16 protein-coding genes and 1 pseudogene are annotated in these 18,753 nt (G+C 73.3%); 13 read left to right on the forward strand and 4 right to left on the reverse strand.

All coding sequences use genetic code 11. From position 1 onward, the window contains the following. Window positions 1-164: 164 nt before the first annotated feature. Complete coding sequence (locus CHR28_RS11070) at window positions 165-350, reverse strand: hypothetical protein (RefSeq protein WP_094053385.1); 186 nt, start codon at window positions 348-350, stop codon at window positions 165-167. A 179-nt stretch (window positions 351-529) separates the two neighbouring features. Beyond that, window positions 530-3,541: an AfsR/SARP family transcriptional regulator gene (locus tag CHR28_RS11075; protein ID WP_094053386.1), complete on the reverse strand. Its 3,012-nt coding sequence runs from the start codon at window positions 3,539-3,541 to the stop codon at window positions 530-532. Between the two features lie 227 nt (window positions 3,542-3,768). Here CHR28_RS11075 and CHR28_RS11080 point away from each other — a divergent pair, with 227 nt between their 5' ends. The 6 genes from CHR28_RS11080 (at window position 3,769) to CHR28_RS11105 (ending at window position 11,199) form a co-directional block, all read left to right on the forward strand. Next, window positions 3,769-5,013, forward strand: a complete 1,245-nt coding sequence (locus CHR28_RS11080; protein ID WP_094053387.1) for an amidohydrolase family protein — start codon at window positions 3,769-3,771, stop codon at window positions 5,011-5,013. A gap of 14 nt (window positions 5,014-5,027) precedes the next feature. Beyond that, window positions 5,028-5,930, forward strand: coding sequence for a TIGR03619 family F420-dependent LLM class oxidoreductase (locus tag CHR28_RS11085; protein WP_094053576.1), 903 nt, complete (start codon window positions 5,028-5,030; stop codon window positions 5,928-5,930). A 9-nt stretch (window positions 5,931-5,939) separates the two neighbouring features. Beyond that, window positions 5,940-6,710, forward strand: a complete 771-nt coding sequence (locus CHR28_RS11090) for an SDR family NAD(P)-dependent oxidoreductase (RefSeq protein WP_094053388.1) — start codon at window positions 5,940-5,942, stop codon at window positions 6,708-6,710. A gap of 97 nt (window positions 6,711-6,807) precedes the next feature. Next, a complete protein-coding gene (locus tag CHR28_RS11095; RefSeq protein ID WP_094053389.1) occupies window positions 6,808-7,926 on the forward strand; it encodes an LLM class flavin-dependent oxidoreductase in 1,119 nt (372 codons plus the stop codon). A 94-nt stretch (window positions 7,927-8,020) separates the two neighbouring features. Further along, window positions 8,021-9,751 carry an N-acyl-D-amino-acid deacylase family protein gene (locus CHR28_RS11100; protein ID WP_094053390.1) on the forward strand — a complete coding sequence of 577 codons (1,731 nt, stop codon included), beginning with the start codon at window positions 8,021-8,023 and terminating at the stop codon, window positions 9,749-9,751. Further along, the gene (locus CHR28_RS11105) at window positions 9,748-11,199 is read left to right on the forward strand and encodes an aldehyde dehydrogenase family protein (RefSeq protein ID WP_256984213.1); all 1,452 of its coding nucleotides are present in this window, start codon (window positions 9,748-9,750) and stop codon (window positions 11,197-11,199) included. The genes CHR28_RS11100 and CHR28_RS11105 overlap by 4 nt, the downstream gene beginning before the upstream one ends. 49 nt (window positions 11,200-11,248) lie before the next feature. Here the strand turns inward: CHR28_RS11105 and CHR28_RS11110 are convergent. Beyond that, a pseudogene (locus CHR28_RS11110) lies at window positions 11,249-11,641 on the reverse strand (nitroreductase/quinone reductase family protein). Window positions 11,642-11,742: 101 nt separating this feature from the next. Here CHR28_RS11110 and CHR28_RS11115 point away from each other — a divergent pair. After that, window positions 11,743-12,570, forward strand: coding sequence for an endonuclease/exonuclease/phosphatase family protein (locus CHR28_RS11115; protein ID WP_094053391.1), 828 nt, complete (start codon window positions 11,743-11,745; stop codon window positions 12,568-12,570). 9 nt (window positions 12,571-12,579) lie between these two features. Here CHR28_RS11115 and CHR28_RS11120 read toward each other — a convergent pair whose 3' ends face one another. Then, a complete protein-coding gene (locus CHR28_RS11120) occupies window positions 12,580-14,109 on the reverse strand; it encodes a CehA/McbA family metallohydrolase (protein WP_094053392.1) in 1,530 nt (509 codons plus the stop codon). A gap of 199 nt (window positions 14,110-14,308) precedes the next feature. Between CHR28_RS11120 and CHR28_RS11125 the strand changes: the two genes are divergently transcribed. From CHR28_RS11125 to CHR28_RS11145, 6 genes are all read left to right on the forward strand, one after another. After that, window positions 14,309-15,163 (forward strand): LLM class F420-dependent oxidoreductase, encoded by an 855-nt coding sequence (locus tag CHR28_RS11125; protein ID WP_094053393.1) that lies wholly within the window; start codon window positions 14,309-14,311, stop codon window positions 15,161-15,163. Window positions 15,164-15,356: 193 nt separating this feature from the next. Continuing rightward, complete coding sequence (locus CHR28_RS11130; protein WP_094053394.1) at window positions 15,357-15,629, forward strand: response regulator transcription factor; 273 nt, start codon at window positions 15,357-15,359, stop codon at window positions 15,627-15,629. A 140-nt stretch (window positions 15,630-15,769) separates the two neighbouring features. Next, window positions 15,770-16,207 carry a hypothetical protein gene (locus tag CHR28_RS37745; RefSeq protein ID WP_179272390.1) on the forward strand — a complete coding sequence of 146 codons (438 nt, stop codon included), beginning with the start codon at window positions 15,770-15,772 and terminating at the stop codon, window positions 16,205-16,207. Between the two features lie 7 nt (window positions 16,208-16,214). Beyond that, window positions 16,215-16,856 carry a DUF5819 family protein gene (locus tag CHR28_RS11135; RefSeq protein ID WP_179272391.1) on the forward strand — a complete coding sequence of 214 codons (642 nt, stop codon included), beginning with the start codon at window positions 16,215-16,217 and terminating at the stop codon, window positions 16,854-16,856. Continuing rightward, window positions 16,853-17,875 carry an HTTM domain-containing protein gene (locus CHR28_RS11140; RefSeq protein WP_094053396.1) on the forward strand — a complete coding sequence of 341 codons (1,023 nt, stop codon included), beginning with the start codon at window positions 16,853-16,855 and terminating at the stop codon, window positions 17,873-17,875. The genes CHR28_RS11135 and CHR28_RS11140 overlap by 4 nt, the downstream gene beginning before the upstream one ends. Before the next feature lie 20 nt (window positions 17,876-17,895). Beyond that, window positions 17,896-18,747 (forward strand): serine hydrolase domain-containing protein, encoded by an 852-nt coding sequence (locus tag CHR28_RS11145; RefSeq protein ID WP_094053397.1) that lies wholly within the window; start codon window positions 17,896-17,898, stop codon window positions 18,745-18,747. Window positions 18,748-18,753 lie beyond the last annotated feature (6 nt).

Genomic DNA, 18,753 nt, shown 5'->3' on the forward strand with positions numbered 1-18,753 from the left:
CGCCGCGGCCGAACCCCGTCGGCGCGCCGCCGGGCCGGGCCCCCGCGGCCCGGGTGTCCACGCCGGCGTCGCGGCTGCGGCCGTCATCGCGGGCCTGCGGCCACGCATCGGCCGCGACGGCTCCCCCTCCGCGCCGCCGCGGCCGAACCCCGTGTGGTGATGGCTTACTTCGCCGGCTTGAACGGCTCCGACGTGGCGTGCAGGTCCTTCGTCTCCAGCGGCTCGCCGGTGGCGTGCAGGTCCTCCGTCTTCGCGGCCCCCTCACCCGTGGCGTGCAGGTCCTCCGTGGAGGCCTCGCCGTCCGTCGTACCGGTGGCGTGCAGGTCCTGCGGCTTGAGCTCGTCGCCCATGATCGTCAACTCTCCTTGGCGTGGAACAGGCAGTACGGTCGGCGGGCCCGTCCGGTCACTCCCCCGAGTCCGACCGGACGGGCCCCGTGCGGCGACCCGTCTGCCCCCCGACGCGACGGATCGACTGCGTCCATCATGGCGGGGGGCGATAAACGAATGATGAACGCCCCGAACGGGCCTCAGGCCGCCCGGACCGGAGTCAGCAGCGCGCGCACCTCGGCGGCCTCGGGCGAGCCCAGCTCCTCGTAGATCACGGCCGCCTCCTGCCAGCACACCTGGGCCCGGCCGGTCTGCCCGATGCCGCTGAGCGCGCGGCCCAGCACGGTCAGGACGTTGCCCCGCCGCCACTCCCCGCCGATCCCGCGCAGCACGGTGAGCGCCATCTCGGCGCTGGCCGCGGCCTGCGCCGGACGCCGGGCGGCGAGGTCCACCTCGGCCAGCCGGAACAGGCTCATCCCCTCCCACAGGCGCTGCCTGCTGTCGCGGAAGACCTCCAGCGCCTCCTGCAGGCGCCCGGCCGCGTCGCCCAGCTCGCCGCTCTGGGTGAGGGCGAGACCGAGGGCGTAGCGGGCGTTCGCCCCGCGCAGGGAGTTGCCCATGCCGTCGTAGATGTCGATGCCCTCCTGGGCCAGGGCCACCGCGCTCGCGGTCCGCCCGGTCGCGAGGTGGATCCGGGACAGGTTGCACAGGGCGGCGGCCTCGCCGGGACGGTCGCCCAGGGCCCGGAAGTGCTCGATGGCCCGGGAGAGGTGCTCCTCGCCGTCCTCGTGCCGGTTCTGGTACAGCGCGATGATGCCGCGGGCGTTGCGCGCCCAGCAGACGGGGAGCAGGTCGTCGGCCTCCTGGGCGAGCAGGATGGCCCGCTCGGCCTCCTGGTCGGCCCGCTCGAAGCGGCCGCCGACGTGGTGGACGTTGACGAGGGTGGTCAGCGCCCGGGCCTCCGCGCGGGCGAGGCCGTGCAGCCGGGCCGCGTCCAGCAGGGCCTCCGCGGTCGCCTCGTACTCCCTGGCGTTGGCTCCCGACTCGGAGAGGTCGTGGGCGGCCCACAGCAGGTCGATGGCGCGCGGGAGGGTGCCCGGATCCCCGGCGCACTGCCGTACGCACGCCAGGAGGCAGATGGCCTCCGCGTACAGCCAGTCCTGCGCCGCGTGCCGGTTGCCGAACCGCAGGCCCGGATACGCGGTGACCGCGAGATGGTCCACCAGCCGGTCCCCGGGCCGCTCGATCGCGTACACGCCGGCCGCCGAGGCCAGGTAGAAGTCCAGCAGCCGGGAGACGGCCGCGGTCCGCTCGCCGGGCGGCTGTTCGTCCCGTTCGGCGCAGGCACGCGCGTAGAGCCGGACCAGGTCGTGGAAGCGGTAGCGGCCGGGGGCCGCCGATTCGAGCAGGGAGGTGTCGACGAGGGACTCCAGCAGGTCCTCCGTCTCCTCCGCGGGCAGGTCCAGCACCGCGGCGGCCGCCGCGAGGGAGATGTCGGGGCCGTCGGCGAGGCCCAGCAGGCGGAAGGCGCGGGCCTGGGCCGGCTCCAGCTGGCCGTAGCCCAGCTCGAAGGTGGCCTTCACCGCCAGGTCGCCGGCCTGGAGCTCGTCCAGGCGGCGGCGTTCGTCGGCGAGCTTCGCCGCGAGGACGGAGACCGTCCAGGTGCGGCGGGCCGCCAGCCGGGACGCCGCGATGCGGATCGCCAGCGGCAGGAAGCCGCAGGCCGCCACCACGTCCAGGGCGGCCTCGCGCTCGGACGCCACCCGTTCCTCGCCCACGATCTTGGTGAACAGCGCCAGCGCCTCGTCCGGGGACATCACGTCCAGGTCGACCAGGTGGGCGCCCGCCAGGTCCACCATCCGCACGCGGGAGGTGACGAGGGCGGCGCAGCCGTCCGTGCCGGGCAGCAGCGGACGCACCTGGGCGGCGTCCCGGGCGTTGTCCAGCAGGACCAGGACGCGGCGGCCGGCCAGCACCGAGCGGTACAGCGCGGCCCGTTCCTCCAGCGAGTCGGGGATGGCCGTGTCGGCGGTGCCGAGGGCGCGCAGGAAGGAGCCCAGCACCGTCTCCGGCTCGGCGGCCCGGGCGCCGGCGCCCTGGAGGTCGACGTAGAGCTGGCCGTCCGGGAACGCCGCGCGCGCCTGGTGCGCCACGTGCACGGCGAGGGTCGTCTTGCCCACGCCGCCGATGCCCGCCAGGGCCGACACGGCCATGACGCGGGCCTCGGCGGAGGCCAGGAGGCCGCCGAGCTCGCGGACGAAGGTGGAGCGGCCGGTGAAGTCCGGCACGGTCGCGGGCAGTTGGGCCGGGCGTACCGGGGCGGAGGCCGGTTCGGGCGCCGGGGAGGAGGGTTCCGCCAGGCCCGGGTCGGCCTGGAGGATGCGCTGCTGCAGTTCGCTCAGGCCGGGGCGCGGGTCCACGCCCAGTTCGTCGGCGAGCAGGCGCCGGGTGTCGGCGTAGACGGCCAGCGCCTCGGCCTGGCGGCCGCTGCGGTAGAGCGCCAGCATCAGCAGCTCGCGCAGCCGTTCGCGCAGCGGGTGCGCGGCGGTCAGGGCGGTGAGTTCGGAGACGGCCTCGGCGTGGCAGCCCTGTTCCAGGTCCATGTCCAGCCGGGATTCGAGCAGTTGCAGCCGCCACTCCTCCAGGCGGACCCGCTGTGCCTCCGCGTACGGGCCGGGCACGCCCGCCAGGGTCTCCCCGTCCCACAGGGCGAGGGCGCGCCGCAGCACGTCCCGGGCGTGGCAGAGGTCGCCGGCGGTCCGGGCCTTCTCCGCCTCGGTGGCCAGGTCCTGGGCGACGGCCAGGTCCAGGGCGCCGTCGGGCAGGTCCCGCACCGCGTAGCCGCCGGACTCGCTGACCAGGACGCCCGGGTCGAGCACCTTGCGCAGCCGCGAGGCGTACGTCCGTACCGCCGCCAGGGCCTGCGAGGGCGGTTCCTCGCCCCACAGGGCGTCGATCAGCTCGGCGGCCGTGGCCGTACGGCCCTCGCGCAGCAGCAGGGCGGCGAGCAGGGCGCGTTGCTGGGGGGAGCCCGTCGTGATCGGCTCGGCGCCGCGCCAGGCGCGCACGGGCCCGAGCACGCTGAAGCGCAGCGAGGCGGACACCGCCGCCCCGGACCTCCCCGCCGGCTCCCCCGGCCCCGGTGACTCCGGTGAGGAGCCGGGACGCCGCTGCTCCGGTACGCGCGGTACACCGGCCGGTACCCCGTCCATGCAGTCCCCCTAGACATCCTGAGCAACCCCGCCAGTCTGCCTTGTGCGGGCGGATACGTCAGCCGTGGGAGACACCGATCACAGGGCGGCGCGGGGGAGTCCACGAGGTCTGCACAGTCTCTCCGCAGAGGGCGTCGGCCGGATCGTGCCGATCAGGCCATCCCGTCCGAAAACCGTCCCTGCGCACCTAGCTGACGGTCCGTCAGATCGGCGCTACCGTGAACCGCATGGACAGCCACGAGAGCACGTTTCCGCTGATCATCTCCGTGGACGACCACACCGTGGAGCCCGCGCACGTCTGGCAGGACCGGCTGCCGGAGAAGTACCGGGGCGTCGGGCCGCGGGTCGTGCGGGCGCCCGTGAAGGAGATGACCTTCCTCGGCGGGCGCTTCCGGCCCGTGATGGGCGAGCCCGGGGACGACGGCCCGGTCGGGGACTGGTGGGTCTACGAGGGGCTGCGCCGGCCCCTGACCCGGCTCGACACCGCCGTGGGGTACGACCGGGACGAGATCAGGCTGGAGGTCATCACCTACGAGCAGATGCGGCCCGGCTCCTACGACGTCACCGCGCGGCTCGCCGACATGGACGTCAACCACGTCCAGTCCGCCCTCTGCTTCCCGACCTTCCCGCGCTTCTGCGGCCAGACCTTCACCGAGGCCGAGGACCACGACCTGGGACTGCTGTGCGTGCGGGCCTACAACGACTGGATGGTGGAGGAGTGGTGCGGCCCCGACGCCCACGGGCGGCTCATACCCCTGCCGCTCATCCCGCTGTGGGACGCCGGGCTGGCCGCCGCCGAGGTCCGGCGCAACGCCGCACGCGGGGTGCGCGCCGTCGCCTTCTCCGAGATCCCGCCGTTCCTCGGGCTGCCCTCGATCCACACCGACGACTGGGACCCGTTCCTCGCCGCCTGCGACGAGACCGGCACGGTCATCGCCATGCACATCGGCTCCAGCAGCCGCATGCCCTCCACCTCCGCCGACGCCCCGCCCGCCGTCGGCTCCACCATCACCTACGCCAACTGCTGCTTCTCGATGGTCGACTGGCTGATGAGCGGGAAGTTCGAGCGGTTCCCGAACCTCAAGGTCATGTACGCCGAGGGGCAGATCGGCTGGATCCCCTACATCCTGGAGCGGGCCGACGTGGTGTGGGAGGAGAACCGGGGCTGGGGCGGCGTCGCCGACAAGGTGCACCGGCCGCCGTCCGAACTCTTCGCCGAGCACGTCTTCGGCTGCTTCTTCGACGACGCCTTCGGGCTGCGCAACCTCGACGCCATCGGCGTCGGCAACGTCCTCTACGAGACCGACTACCCCCACTCCGACTCCACCTGGCCCAAGTCCCGCGAGGTCGGCGAGGCGCAGATGGGGCATCTCGCCGGGGACGTCGTCGAGCGGATCGTGCGGGGCAACGCCATCGACCTGCTCGGGCTCACCGGTGAGGGGCTGTGGCCGGGCAGCCGCGGTGCCCGGTGACGCTGCGGTACGGAATGCAGCTGCCCGTCCAGTCGCAGAGCGCCCTCTACGCCGAGGGCTGGGAGGCCGGGGCCGGTCCGGCCGATCTGCTGGCGGTCGCGCGCGCCGCCGACGCGGCCGGCTTCGACTACCTCGCGAGCTGCGACCACGTGGCGATCCCGCACCGGCTGGCCGCCGCGATGAGCACCGTCTGGTACGACCCCGTGGCCACGCTGGCCTACCTCGCCGCCGCCACCGAGCGGGTCCGGCTGCTCAGCCATGTCGCGATCGTCGGGCTGCGGCACCCGCTGGTCACCGCCAAGCAGTACGCCACGCTCGACCACCTCAGCGGCGGACGCCTGGTCCTCGGCGTCGGCGCCGGGCACGTCCGGGAGGAGTTCGAGGCGCTGGGCGTGGACTTCCGGCAGCGCGGGGCGGTGCTCGACGAGTGCCTGGACGCCCTGCGCGCCGCCCTCGGGCCCGAGGAGTTCCCCGAACACCACGGCAAGCGCTACGACTTCGAGGGGCTCGGCCAGCGGCCCCGACCGGCACAGGAGCGCGTCCCGGTGTGGGTCGGCGGCTCCTCGCCGGCCGCGGTACGCCGGGCCGCCCTCAAGGGCGACGGCTGGCTGCCGCAGGGGGATCCCCGGGACCGGCTGCCTGGGCAGATCGCCCGCATCCGCGAGCTGCGCGAACAGGCCGGGGTGCCGGGGCCGTTCACCGTGGGTGCCATCACCGAGCCGCTGTACGTCGGCACGCCCCGCTGGGACGTCGGCCGCCGGACCCTGGCCGGCGGGCCCTGGGAGCTCGCCGAGTCGCTGCGGGCCTACCGGGCCATGGGCGTGGACCAGATCCAGGTGCGTTTCCGCAGCCGGGACCGCGGCGAACTCACCGACCAGATCGCGGCGTTCGGCGCCGAGGTCGCCCCCGAGCTGTGAGGAGGGGTCATGGGCAAGCTCGACGGACGGGTCGTCATCGTCACCGGCGCCGCGCGCGGCCAGGGCGAGCAGGAGGCCCGGCTGTTCGCGGCCGAGGGCGCCCGGGTCGTCCTGGCGGACGTGCTCGACGCGCAGGGCGAGGCCCTCGCCAAGGAGATCGGCGCCCGGTACGTCCATCTCGACGTCGGCCGGGAGGACGACTGGCAGGCCGCCGTCGCCGCGGCCCGGGAGGCGTACGGGCACGTCGACGGGCTCGTCAACAACGCCGGCATCCTGCGCTTCAACACCCTCCTGGACACGCCGCTGGACGAGTTCATGCAGGTCGTCCAGGTCAACCAGGTCGGCTGCTTCCTGGGCATCCGGACGGTCGCGCCGGAGATGGCCGACGGGGGCACGATCGTCAACACCGCCTCGTACACCGGCCTGACCGGCATGGCGGCGGTGGGCGCCTACGCGGCGACCAAGCACGCCGTGCTCGGGTTGACCCGGGTCGCGGCCCTGGAGCTGGCCGGGCGGGGGATCCGCGTGAACGCCGTCTGCCCGGGAGCCGTCGACACCGCGATGTCCAACCCGGCCCGCCTCGACCCGGACGCCGACCCCGAGGAGACGGCACGGGGGCTGGACCGGCTGTACCGCAGGCTGGTGCCGCTCGGGCGGGTCGGGCGGCCGGAGGAGGTGGCCCGGCTCGCGCTGTTCCTGACCTCGGAGGACTCCTCGTACATCACCGGCCAGCCGTTCGTGATCGACGGCGGGTGGCTGGCGGGCGTCAGCGTGATCTGACGGGTCATCAGCTATTGACCCTTATGGCGGCCGGTGGAACAGTCGGAACCATGAATCTGACGCATCGTCAGAAACTATCGTGGGGCGGTGAACCTCCTTGGAGTTCGGCATCTTCGTACAGGGATACGTCGGCAAACGGGCCGAGACCGACCCGCTCGCCGAGCACAAGGCGCTGATGGAGGAGACCGAGTACGTCATCCAGGCCGACAGGTCCGGCTTCAAGTACGCCTGGGCCTCCGAGCACCACTTCCTGGACGAGTACTCGCACCTGTCCGCCAACGACGTCTTCCTCGGGTACCTGGCCCACGCCACCGAGCGCATCCACCTCGGATCCGGGATCTTCAACCCGCTGGCCCAGGTCAACCACCCCGTGAAGGTCGCCGAGAAGGTGGCCATGCTCGACCACCTCAGCGGCAACCGCTTCGAGTTCGGCAGCGGCCGGGGCGCCGGCTCGCACGAGATCCTCGGATTCCTGCCGGGGATCACCGACATGAACCACACCAAGGAGATCTGGGAAGAGACCGTCGCCGAGTTCCCGAAGATGTGGCTCCAGGACGAGTACCAGGGCTTCCAGGGCAAGCACTGGTCGCTGCCGCCGCGCAAGGTGCTGCCCAAGCCGTACGGCCCGGCGCACCCGGCCATGTGGTACGCGGCCGGGTCGCCGCCCTCGTACGCCATGGCCGCGCGCAAGGGGCTCGGCGTGCTGGGCTTCAGCGTGCAGAAGGTCTCCGACATGGAGTGGGTGCTGGAGCAGTACAAGACGGCGATCGTGGACGCCGAGCCGGTCGGGGCGTTCGTCAACGACAACGTGATGGTCACGACCACGGCGATCTGCGCGCCGACTCACGCGGAGGCCGTGCGGATCGCGGCGAACGGGGGGCTGCACTACCTGCCCTCGCTGGTGTTCCGGTACCACGACACGTTCCCGCGGCCCGAGGGGTTCCCCGAGTGGCCGCGGACGCTGCCGGAGTACACCGAGGAGTTCATCGAACTGCTCATCCAGGACGAACTGCTGATCTGCGGCGACCCGGACGAGGTCGCCCGGCAGTGCAAGCGCTGGGAGCAGGCGGGCGCCGACCAGCTCTGCTTCGGGCTGCCGGTCGGGGTGCCGAAGGAGGAGACGCTGCAGACGATCCGGCTGGTCGGGGAGTACGTGATTCCCGAGATCGACACGGATCCGGTGCATCGGACCACTCGGTTCCGGCGGGGTGGTTGAGCGTTCGTCGGCGGGTGCGGGTGCGTCGTGGCTTGCCGCGCAGTCCCCCGCGCCCCCAGGTGCCAGTCCCACCGCCCACCAGGAGGTGCCCCGAGTGCTCGATCACGTCATCAAAGGTGCGACGGTCGTCGACGGGACCGGCGCCGCCGGCCGGACCGCCGACGTCGGTATCCATGGCGGCCGGATCGCCGTCGTCGGCACCGTCACGCAGGAAGCCCGCACCACCGAGGACGCCGCCGGTCTCGTCCTCGCCCCCGGGTTCGTCGACCCCCACACCCACTACGACGCCCAGCTGTTCTGGGACCCGTACGCCACGCCCTCGCTCAACCACGGCGTCACCACCGTCGCCGGCGGCAACTGCGGGTTCACGCTGGCGCCGCTGCACCCCGAGCGGCCCCAGGACGCCGACTACACGCGGCGGATGATGTCCAAGGTCGAGGGCATGGCCCTGGTGGCGCTGGAGGAGGGCGCGCCCTGGACCTGGCACTCGTTCGGGGAGTACCTGGACGCCCTGGAGGGGCGGATCGCCGTCAACGCCGGGTTCATGGTCGGGCACTGCGCGCTGCGGCGGTACGTGATGGGACCGGACGCCGTGGGCGGACAGCCGAGCGGGGAACAGCTCGACGCCATGGTGCGGCTGCTGCGGGAGTCCATGGAGGCCGGGGCGTGGGGGCTGTCCACCACCCAGTCCAGGAGCCACTCCGACGGGGACGGGCAGCCCGTCGCCTCGCGGCACGCCCGGCCGGCCGAGCTGATCGCGCTGTCGCGGGCCGTCGGGGAGCACGAGGGCACACAGATCGAGGCGATCGTCGCGGGCTGTCTGGACCAGTTCAGCGACGCGGAGATCGAGCTGTTCGCCGAGATGAGCGCGGCGGCGGGACGGCCGCTGAACTGGAACGTGCTGACCATCGACGCGGCCGTGCCCGAGCGCGTGCCCCGGCAGCTGCTGGCGAGCGAGCAGGCCAGGAAGGCCGGCGGCCGGGTGGTGGCGCTGACCATGCCGATCCTCACGCCGATGAACATGTCCCTGGGGACGTTCTGCGCGCTCAACCTCATCCCCGGCTGGGGGCCGGTCCTCGCCCTGCCGGTGCCCGAGCGGATCGAGAGGCTGCGCGATCCGGACGTCCGGGCCGGGATGCTCCGGCGCGCCCACTCCAAGGAGGCCGGCGTCTTCCGGCGGCTGGCCAACTTCGGGCGGTACGTCATCGGCGACACCTACAGCGAGGCCAACGCCGGACTGACCGGGCGTGTGGTGCGGGACATCGCCGAGGAACGCGGCCAGGAACCCTTCGCGTGCCTGGTGGAGATCTGCGCGCACGACGGGCTGCGCACGGTGCTGTGGCCGATGCCGCCCGACAACGACCCGGCGTCCTGGGCGCTGCGCGCCGAGACCTGGCAGCACGAGGACGTGCTGCTCGGCGGCTCCGACGCGGGCGCCCATCTGGACCGGATGTGCGGGGCGCCGTACACCACCCGGTTCCTCGGGGACTGTCTGCGGGGGCGGAGGCTGGTCGGTCTGGAGCAGGCCGTGCGGATGCTGACCGACGACCCGGCCCGGCTGTTCGGGCTGCGGGAACGGGGGCGGATCCGTGAGGGCTGGCACGCGGACCTGGTGCTGTTCGACCCGGAGCGGATCGACGCGGGCCCGGCCACGCTGGTCCACGACCTGCCCGGCGACAGCCCGCGGCTGGACTCCCGGGCCCTGGGCGTGCGGGCCGTGTGGGTCAACGGGGTCGAGGCCATCCGGGACGACGTGGTGACCGGGGCCGTGCCGGGCCAAGTGCTGCGCTCCGGGCGGGACACGGAGACGGTGGGCACGAGGTGACGGCGGGGCAGGCGCTGTTCGTCGGCGGCTCCTGGGTGGAGCCGGAGGGCGGGCACTACGCGGTGGTCGACCCGGCGACCGAGGAGACCGCCGGGTGGGCGCCGGAGGCCTCGCCTGGCCAGGTGCGCACGGCCTGTGCCGCCGCCCGGGAGGCCTTCGGGCCGTGGTCGCGCACGGCGCCCGAGGACAGGGCGGCGATCCTGGGCCGGGCCGCTGACCTCATCCGGCGGGACCTGGTGGCGCACGCCGAGGTGGCCCGGGCCGAGACCGGCGCGACCACGGGCACCGCGCGCGGCATGCAGGTCGGTGTCGCCGCGGCCCGCTTCCGGCGCTACGCGCGCGTGGAGCCCGCCGAGTGGGCGATCCCGCCGCAGATCACCGAGGCAGGGCCGATGGGCAGGGCGGGCGTGCTGGGCGCGCTGGCCGTCCGGCAGCCCGTCGGGGTCGTCGCCTGCGTCACCTCGTACAACAACCCCTGGGCCAACGCGGCCGGGAAGGTCGCCCCCGCCCTGGCCATGGGCAACACGGTCGTGGTGAAGCCCGCCCCGCAGGACCCGCTGTCGGTGTACCGGATGGCGCGGGCGCTGGAGGCGGCCGGGGTGCCGCCGGGCGTGGTGAACGTCGTCTCGGGGCGCTCGACCGGGGTCGGCGAGGCGGCGGTCGAGTCGCCGGACGTCGACATGGTCAGCTTCACCGGCTCGACCGCGGTCGGGCGGCGCATCGCCGAGGTGTGCGGGCGGGACATGCGGCGGCAGCTGATGGAGCTGGGCGGGAAGGGCGCGGCCCTCGTCTTCGACGACGCGGACCTCGCCTCGGCCGTGGCCGGCATCGGCACCACCTTCTCCTTCTACAGCGGCCAGATCTGCACCGCACCGACCCGGGTGCTGGCCCAGCGGGGCGTGTACGACCGGCTCGTCGGGCAACTGGCCGCCTGTGCGCGCCGCTTGAAGGTCGGCGACCCGCGGGAGCCGGACACGGTCGTCGGGCCGGTGATCTCGGCGGCGCACCGGGACCGGGTGGAGTCCTACGTGGAACTGGGCCGCAAGGAGGGCGCGGTGGTGGTCGCGGGCGGCGCACGCCCGGATGTGCCCGTGGGTTTCTACGTCGCCCCGACCCTGCTGGCCGACTGCACCAACGCCATGCGCGTGGCCCGTGAGGAGATCTTCGGGCCGGTGGTGGTCGTCATCCCCTTCGACGACGAGGAGGAGGGCATCGCGCTCGCCGGCGACAGCGACTACGGCCTGATCGACTACGTCTGGTCGGGCGATGTGGCCCGCGCCTTCCGGGTGGCCAGGCGGCTGCGGGCCGGGGGCGTCGGGATCAACACCGTGGGGCGCAACATGGAGGCGCCCTTCGGCGGCTTCAGGAAGAGCGGCGTCGGCCGGGACGTGGGCTCCTACGCCCTGCACGCCTACAGCGAGGTGCAGTCGATCGTCTGGCCGGGGTGACCCTCACCGGGCCGGGGCCCCCGTAGCGTCGGTGCCGGCCGGGCGGTTCTCACCCGGCCAGGTCCACCCGCACCGTCAGCAGGTCCGTCCCGAGCGCGCGCACGCCCAGGCTGTTGACCCGGGGCAGCCGGCGCAGCCGCGCCACCGGGTCGTCGTCCGGCAGCAGATGGGCCGTTCCCTCGTGCCAGCGGCCCCGGATGCGCACGCGCACCCGCGGATCGGCCTTGATGTTGCGCACGTACTGGGACCGTTCGCCGAACTCCGAGACCAGTCAGAAGGAGTCGCCGACGCGGCGGCCGCCCACCGGGGTGCGCCGGGGCAGCCCGGAGACGCGCCCCCGGGTCTCCAGGACCGTCTGCAGCGGCAGCCGCCGCAGCAGCGGGTTGACGCGGCGCTGGAAGGCCGTGGTGGCGCGGAACCTCAGATCGGTGCGGCGGGACATGTCCGGGCGACTCCTTCAGACACGGTTCTCATCGGTTCCGCGGGGGACCCTGCTTCAATGATGATCCCCTGACGCGGCGGGACGGGAGCGGGTGGCCGGCGGTGCGCATAGTGACCTGGAATCTCTGGTGGCGCTTCGGGCCGTGGCAGGCGCGGCAGAAGGCCGTCCTGACGGCCCTGCGGGAGCTGGAGCCCGACATCGTCGGTCTGCAGGAGGTGTGGGCCGCCGACGGCGAGAACCTCGCCGAGTGGCTGGCCGGTGAGCTGGGCCTGCACTGCGCCTGGGCCGCCTCGCCCGCCCCGGAACGCTGGCGGGCGCGGATCGGTGATCCATCCGTCGACATAGGCAACGCCGTGCTCAGCCGCTGGCCGGTCGTCGACCGGGACGCGCTGCCGCTGCCCGCCCCGGCCGACCTGGCCGACGGCCGGCTCGCGCTCTACACGCGCATCGCCGCCCCCGGTCACGAAGTCCCTTTCTTCACCACGCACTTCACCTCCGCCGTGCACGCCTCGGCGGTCCGCTGCGGGCAGGCCGCCGCGGTCGCCGCCTTCGTCGCCCGGCACCGCGGCGACACCCCCTTCCCGCCCGTCGTCACCGGCGACCTCAACGCCTGGCCCGACTCCGACGAGGTCCGCCTCCTCGGCGGCTACAAGACCGCCCCGGCCGTGCCCGGCCAGGTGCTGCTCGACGCCTGGGAGTACGCCGGCCCGGCCGCCCCCGCCGCCACCTGGGACGCCGCCAACCCGTACGTGGCGGCGACCCACGAGCCCAGCGTGCGCATCGACTACATCCACGTCGGGCCGCCCGGCCCCGGCGGTCTCGGCCGGGTACGGGCGGTGCGGCGGGCCTGCGACGGCCCGGTGGACGGGGTGTGGCCCTCCGACCACGCGGCGGTGGTCGCCGACCTGGCGGACCGGGACGGGGCCTGACCGGGCGCGTCAGCCGCCGGCCCGCCCCAGGAAGATCGGGTTGGTGAACGCCGCCAGCGGCCCCGGCAGCGGACCGGCCGCCGCCTCGTGCCGCAGCTCCGCCCGGACGTACGCCGCGTACGACGGCGTCGTCCGCCACTCGACGGTGCCCGAGCCGGCCACCGGCAGCGGGGCGCTGGTGTGCAGCACGCCCTGGTCGGTGACGAACCGGACCGTGCAGCGCGGGGCGCCCGTGACCTCCAGGCGGACGGTGACGGGGGTGTCGCGGCCGACGGCGAGCCGTTCGCCGATGCCCGCGTGCTCCCCGCGCCCGCCGGTCGCCCGGAACGCCAGCGTGACCCTGGCTGACTCGGCGACGTACGACCGCCCCGCCCGGATGCCCTCCTGAATGGCCCGGCGGGTCAGGTCGTCGGCCAGCACCACCGTCTGGGGGCTGCCCACGGCGTCCGGGGAGCGGTGGGCGTCGCTGCTGCCCATCGCCGGGATCCAGTCGCGCCCGTCCCGCACGGACGCCACCAGCATGCTGTCCCAGTCGGCCAGCGCCACCTCGTCGTCGGGCGTGTACGGGCCGTTCCACACCTCGATCGCGTCGGCCTCGCCGAAGCCGAACTTCCAGTTGCAGCCGACGCAGGTGGCGTGCGGGTGGGCCGGGACGACCAGGCCGCCGGCGCGCCGGATCTGCCGGGCGAACCGGCCGAAGCGGTTGTCGCGGGCCCGGTAGCGCCAGTCGACGAAGGTGCCCGGGTCGGTGCCGAGCGCGACCACGTGGCCGTTGCGGGTGGTGACCTCCTCGCCCAGCAGGACCAGCAGGTCGTCCCCGGCCACGTCGGCCCAGTGGGCGTGCGCGGAGTGCGTGTTGTGCTCGGAGGAGTTGATGAAGTCCAGGCCGGCCGCCCGGGCCAGTTCCCCGATCTCGGCCGGGGTGCGGCGGCCGTCGGAGTACCAGGAGTGCAGATGGCAGTCGCCCCGGTACCAGGCCCGGCCCCGGCCCCTGGCCCGCTCCGGCGGATACACCGGCCGGGCGGCCTCGCCCGGCTCGCCGTACGTCAGCGTGATCGTGATCTCGTAGGCCAGGCCCTGCGGGGCGACCGTGTACGGGCCGAGCGCGATGTGCCACGTGCCCTCGCGCACCGGGCCCGGGAGGTAGCCCGGTGTGGCCTCGTCGGCGCGGATGAAGAACTCCGTGCGCGCCCCGCCCGACCAGCCCCGGAAGCCCCTGCCCCCGAGGTCGGTGCCGCGCTCGTCGAAGACGCCGATGTCGAGGGCGTTGCCCGTGGTGCCGGCCGGTACGGACGGCCGGTCGTAGGTGTAGGCCACCCGCAGCTCCCGGACGCCGGCCGGGACCTCGACGGGCACGTACACGAAGTCGGGCGACCCGGGCGGCAGGGTGCCCCGCACCGTTCTGGTCTCCTGGCCGCCGTCGTCCTGGTCCCGGCCGTCCGCTGAAGCGAAGCTCACGCTCCCCAACGTAAGCGCGGCGGCCGCTCCCGTCACGAACAGGGCGCGCCGGCCGGGCCCGCCGTGGTTGTCCTCGCACATGCTGCTGCTCCCAAGGTGTCGTCGGCTGACCTGACATGGGTGGTGCGGGGGTGGTGCGTGCCACCCTTGTATCGAGGCGTGAACCGGCGGACAAGGGAGGGGGATCCGGCGGCGGGGAACAGGGGAACGGGCCGCGCCCGCCCACCTGTGCCGACCGGTCGGTATGGACACCTCTGCCCCCCTCGGGTAGAGATGGTGCATGCGTATCGCCGTAACGATCTTCCTCACCGACGAGACGATCACCCCGGCCCGGCTCGCCCGGGAGCTGGAGGAGCGCGGTTTCGCCGGGCTGTACCTGCCCGAGCACACGCACATCCCCGTCGAGCGGACCACGCCCTACCCGGCGGGCGGGGAGCTCCCGCGCGAGTACGGCCGCACGCTCGACGCGTTCGTCGCGCTCGGCCAGGCCGCCGCCGTCACCGAGCGGCTGGGCCTCGGCACGGGCGTCACGCTCGTCGCCCAGCACGATCCGATCGGCCTGGCCAAGCGGATCGCCACCCTGGACCACCTCTCCGGCGGCCGGTTCACGCTCGGCGTCGGCTTCGGCTGGAACGTCGAGGAGGCCGCCGACCACGGGGTGCGCTGGCGCACCCGGCGCGAGCTGGTGAAGGACCGGATGGCGCTGATGCGGGCGCTGTGGTCCCGGGAACCGGTCGCCTACGAGGGGGAGTTCGGCTCGGTCCGGGCCAGCGAGGCCCACCCCAAGCCCGTGCGCGAGCCGCGCGGCCCCGTGGTCGGCCCGCGCACGCTCGTCGGCGGGGCGGCCGGACCCAAGCTCTTCGACCACGTCTGCGCGTACGCCGACGGCTGGCTGCCCATCGGCGGCCGTGGCCTGTCCGAGTCCCTGCCGAGGCTGCGCGCCGCCTGGAGCGAGGCGGGCCGCGACCCCGGGGCGCTCCAGGTCGTCCCGTACGCCGTCCACCCGAGCCCGGGCAAGCTGGCCCACTATGCCGACCTCGGCATCGAGGAGGTCGTGGTGCAGCTGCCGCCGGCGGGGGAGAGCGAGGTACTGAAGGCTTTGGAGGCCTACGAGCGGTACATCCCAGGCTTTTGACGGTTTCTGACTGTGATTCAGCCCACGCTGGCTGGTTCCGGTCGGTCTCCCCCTACTAAACTGCGAGTAAACAACCGAGCCGGACGAACACCGGTGTGGCGACTGACCACCGCCCGCCCGAAGGTGTGACCGGCTCGTCCTGTCGTGTCGTTTGCCGGACCGGCAGGAACAAGTAAACAGGGGGAGATTTCACTTGACCACGGTCGCAGAGACCCGGCCGTTCGACGTTCCCGTGGCGGTGGAGACGCTTGCGCGTCTGACCGGCCGGGAGCGCGAGGTGCTGCGCCACCTGGCGAAAGGCGAGTCGAATCGCGTGCTCGCCCGGAGACTCGGCATCGCCGAACGGACCGTCCGTGCCCATGTCACCAGCATCGTGCGCAAACTGGAGCTGGGATCCAGATTCGAAGCCGGCCTGGTGGCGTTCCATCATTACGAGGCCCTCGCCGAGGAGGCAATCGCCTCCTGAGGCATAGCCGCTTCGGGCAATGCCACCCCGGCAATGCCTGAAGCGGCAATGCCGCACCCGGCAATGCCGAAAGCGGCTATGCCGCAAGAGGCAATGGAGGGCCCGCCCCGCAAATGGCAGGCTCGACGGCGTTGTTCGCCATGCGTGTGCAGCATTTCCGGAACACCACACCGGGCGCATGGCACGTCCGTACCTGGATCACCATCATGGGGGAGAAGAACCCGATGAACATCAAGAAGATCGCCACCGCCGCCGGTGTCGCCACCGCCGGTGTCGCCCTCTTCATCGGCACCCAGGGCAGCGCCCAGGCCGCCCCGGCCCAGCCGGCCGCGCCCGTGGTCGCCGCCAAGCCGTCGCAGGACAAGGCCCCGCAGGCCATCGGTTCCCTGGTCGGCAAGGCCGCCAAGTCCGTGGGCAAGGCCGCCACCAAGGCGGCCAACAAGGCCACGGCCGTCGGCAAGGGCATGGCCGTCGTCGCGAAGAGCAACGCCGACAACATGCTGTCCCACGGCAGCGTCTTCGCCCCTCCGGCCGACCTGCCGCAGGGAGTCACGGCCGACTCGGTCTTCGACCGGTAAGCACCACGTGACGACCACGTATCGCACGACCAGGAGGGCGGCGCTCGTTGTCGGCGGCGCCCTCCTGGGCGCTCACATGACCATGGCCGCCCTGTCCCAGGCGCCGCTCAGCCCGGCGAAACTCGTCTACGGCGACACCGTGGCGGAATACCTCGACCCGTACTTCTCGCAGAACTGGCAGCTCTTCGCCCCGACCCCCGTCTCCGACGACCGCGGCATCCTGGCCCGGGCCGCGTGCGCGGACGGATCGGTGTCGCCGTACTACGACGTCTCGGCCCGGGGAGTGGAAAAGGCGCAGAGTTCCCGGTTCTTCCCGTCGCGTGAGGTCAGAATCGTGTCCGCGCATCTGCAGAACATCACCAGCAGCGAGGAACTCCTGCGCAGACTGCGGCAGCAGCAGACCAACGACAAGAAACCCGCACTGCCCCCGCTGCCTTTCGAGAAGGCCACCGAGGCGGAGGCCGTGAAGGGGCTGTCCCGGTACGCCTACGACCAGATGCCCGACGCGTGCGACGGAAAAGCCGAGAAGGTGCAGGTCCGTATGTACGTCCACGAGTTGCCGCCGTGGTCCAAGCGCCACGACCCGACCGCCGAGGGAAAGGTCCTCGTGAAGGACTTCTCCTGGCACAAGACCCGGGATCTGCGATGAGGAACGCCCTGAAGGACGTCACCGGCCGGCTGGACTCCTGGTCGCTGAACCCGGTCGCCGTCACCGGCGTCTCGGGAACGCGCGCGCTTCTCGGCTTCGTCGGGCTCATGTACTACGTCGGCCAGTACCGGGAGCGGAACTACCTGTTCGGGCCCGACGGGGTGCTGCCGCACGACGAGTTCACGGCTCAGCTGACCGGCTTCAGCGTCTACGCGCTGTCCGGGTCACCGGTGTTCTTCCAGGTCGTCTACCACCTGGGGATCGCGGTGGCGCTGGCCGTGACGCTCGGTGTCGGCGGCCGGCCCGGACTGGTCCTGCACTGGGCCCTGTTGTGGTCCGTCTACCAGCGCCAGCCCGGCCTCCTCGACGGCGGCGACAACCTCGCCTACGTCGTCATCCCGTTCCTGCTGCTGACGCGCTGCTACGACCGCTTCGCCCTGCCGACCGGCCTCGCGAGCCGCCTCGCCGAGCGGGTCCCCGGGCAACTGCGGGCGGTGTCCGTGCCGTTCCACAACCTGGGCGTCCTCATGGTGGCCGCGCAGATCTGCCTCGTCTACGTCGTCTCCGGCCTGTACAAGGTGATGGGCGAGGAGTGGCAGGACGGCACGGCGCTCTTCTACATCATGCGCGTCGCGGAGTTCGAACTGCCCGGCTGGTCGAACCTGGTGTACGAGAGCGACTTCCTGGTGGTGCTCGGCACCTACGGCACGGTCGCCTTCCTCGTGTACTTCCCGCTGGGCGTGCTCGTCCCGGCGCTGCGCCCCTGGGCGGCCGCGGCGTCCATCTGCTTCCACCTGTCGATCGCGTTCTTCATGGGGCTGACCGGCTTCGCGCTGACCATGATCGCCTGTGATCTCGTCTTCCTCTCCGGCGCCCTCGACCGGGCGGTGCTCCGGGTCAAGGGCCTGCTGCCCGCGGCCCGCACGCCCGAGGCGGAGCGCGCGGCGTCCGCGCAGGCGGCCCCCGCGAACGGGGAGAACGGAACCAAGTCGGCCGCACCCGAGGCCGAACTCGTCTGACGACAGGAGCGACACCCCACGTGCCCACCCCGACCTGCCTGCTGGGCGGCCCCGGTATCGACGACCGGGCCGCCCACGGCCATGACCAGGACCGGTTCGTCGAAATCGGCTCCCTCAGCAAGGTGTTCACCGGAACCGTCCTGGCCCGGCTGGCCGAGGACGGCGTCGTCGGCCTCGACACCCCGCTGGAGGAGTGCCTCCCGGAGGTGCCCGCGGGGACGGGCATCACCCTGCGGCACCTGGCCGAGCACACCTCGGGCCTGCCGCGCCTGCCCGTCGGCCCCTCCGGCCCGCCCGACGACCCGTACGCCACCTTCACCGAGGAGGCCCTGCGCGCCTCGCTGCGCGAGCTGGACCGGGTGGCCACGGGCCGGCTGGGCGAGGAGGAGTACTCCAACCTCGGGTACGCGGTGCTCGGGCACGCGCTGACGTCCGTCACGGGACGCTCCTACCAGCAACTCGTCGACGAACGGGTGCTGTCGCCCCTCGGGCTGGAGCCGGGCTCGGTGACCGCGCTGCCGCCGCGGGAGCTGCGGCTGATCCCGCGCGGCCTGTTCGGCCGGCCCCGGCCCCTGTGGACGCTGACCGGACCGATCCTGCCGGCCGGCGGCCTGTGGTCCACCTGCCGGACCCTGTCCCAAGTCGTCGTCGGCCTGCTCGTCGAACGACGGCTGGGCCCGCCCGCGCCCAGCTGGCAGCGGGGGCAGTCGATCACCTGGCACAACGGCGCCACCCGCGGTTCGTCCGTCGTGGCGGCGGCGCACGACGACGGCCGCTGGCTCGTCCTGCACCGCCTGGGCGACCCGGACGGCACCGACAGCCTCGCCAGGAAGACCCTCCTCGCGGCTCCCGCCCCGCGCGGCGGGAACTGAGCACGA

It is taken from the genome of Streptomyces sp. XY006, from assembly GCF_002237655.1.
Taxonomy (GTDB): Bacteria; Actinomycetota; Actinomycetes; order Streptomycetales; family Streptomycetaceae; genus Streptomyces; species Streptomyces levis.

What these genes read in the sequence shown, in the direction of transcription:
- CHR28_RS11070 (WP_094053385.1), bottom strand. Translation starts at nt 350, where the DNA reads ATGGGCGACGAGCTCAAGCCGCAGGACCTGCACGCCACCGGTACGACG.
- CHR28_RS11075 (WP_094053386.1), bottom strand. Translation starts at nt 3,541, where the DNA reads ATGGACGGGGTACCGGCCGGTGTACCGCGCGTACCGGAGCAGCGGCGT.
- CHR28_RS11080 (WP_094053387.1), top strand. Translation starts at nt 3,769, where the DNA reads ATGGACAGCCACGAGAGCACGTTTCCGCTGATCATCTCCGTGGACGAC.
- CHR28_RS11085 (WP_094053576.1), top strand. Translation starts at nt 5,028, where the DNA reads ATGCAGCTGCCCGTCCAGTCGCAGAGCGCCCTCTACGCCGAGGGCTGG.
- CHR28_RS11090 (WP_094053388.1), top strand. Translation starts at nt 5,940, where the DNA reads ATGGGCAAGCTCGACGGACGGGTCGTCATCGTCACCGGCGCCGCGCGC.
- CHR28_RS11120 (WP_094053392.1), bottom strand. Translation starts at nt 14,109, where the DNA reads ATGTGCGAGGACAACCACGGCGGGCCCGGCCGGCGCGCCCTGTTCGTG.
- CHR28_RS11125 (WP_094053393.1), top strand. Translation starts at nt 14,309, where the DNA reads ATGCGTATCGCCGTAACGATCTTCCTCACCGACGAGACGATCACCCCG.
- CHR28_RS37745 (WP_179272390.1), top strand. Translation starts at nt 15,770, where the DNA reads ATGCGTGTGCAGCATTTCCGGAACACCACACCGGGCGCATGGCACGTC.
- CHR28_RS11140 (WP_094053396.1), top strand. Translation starts at nt 16,853, where the DNA reads ATGAGGAACGCCCTGAAGGACGTCACCGGCCGGCTGGACTCCTGGTCG.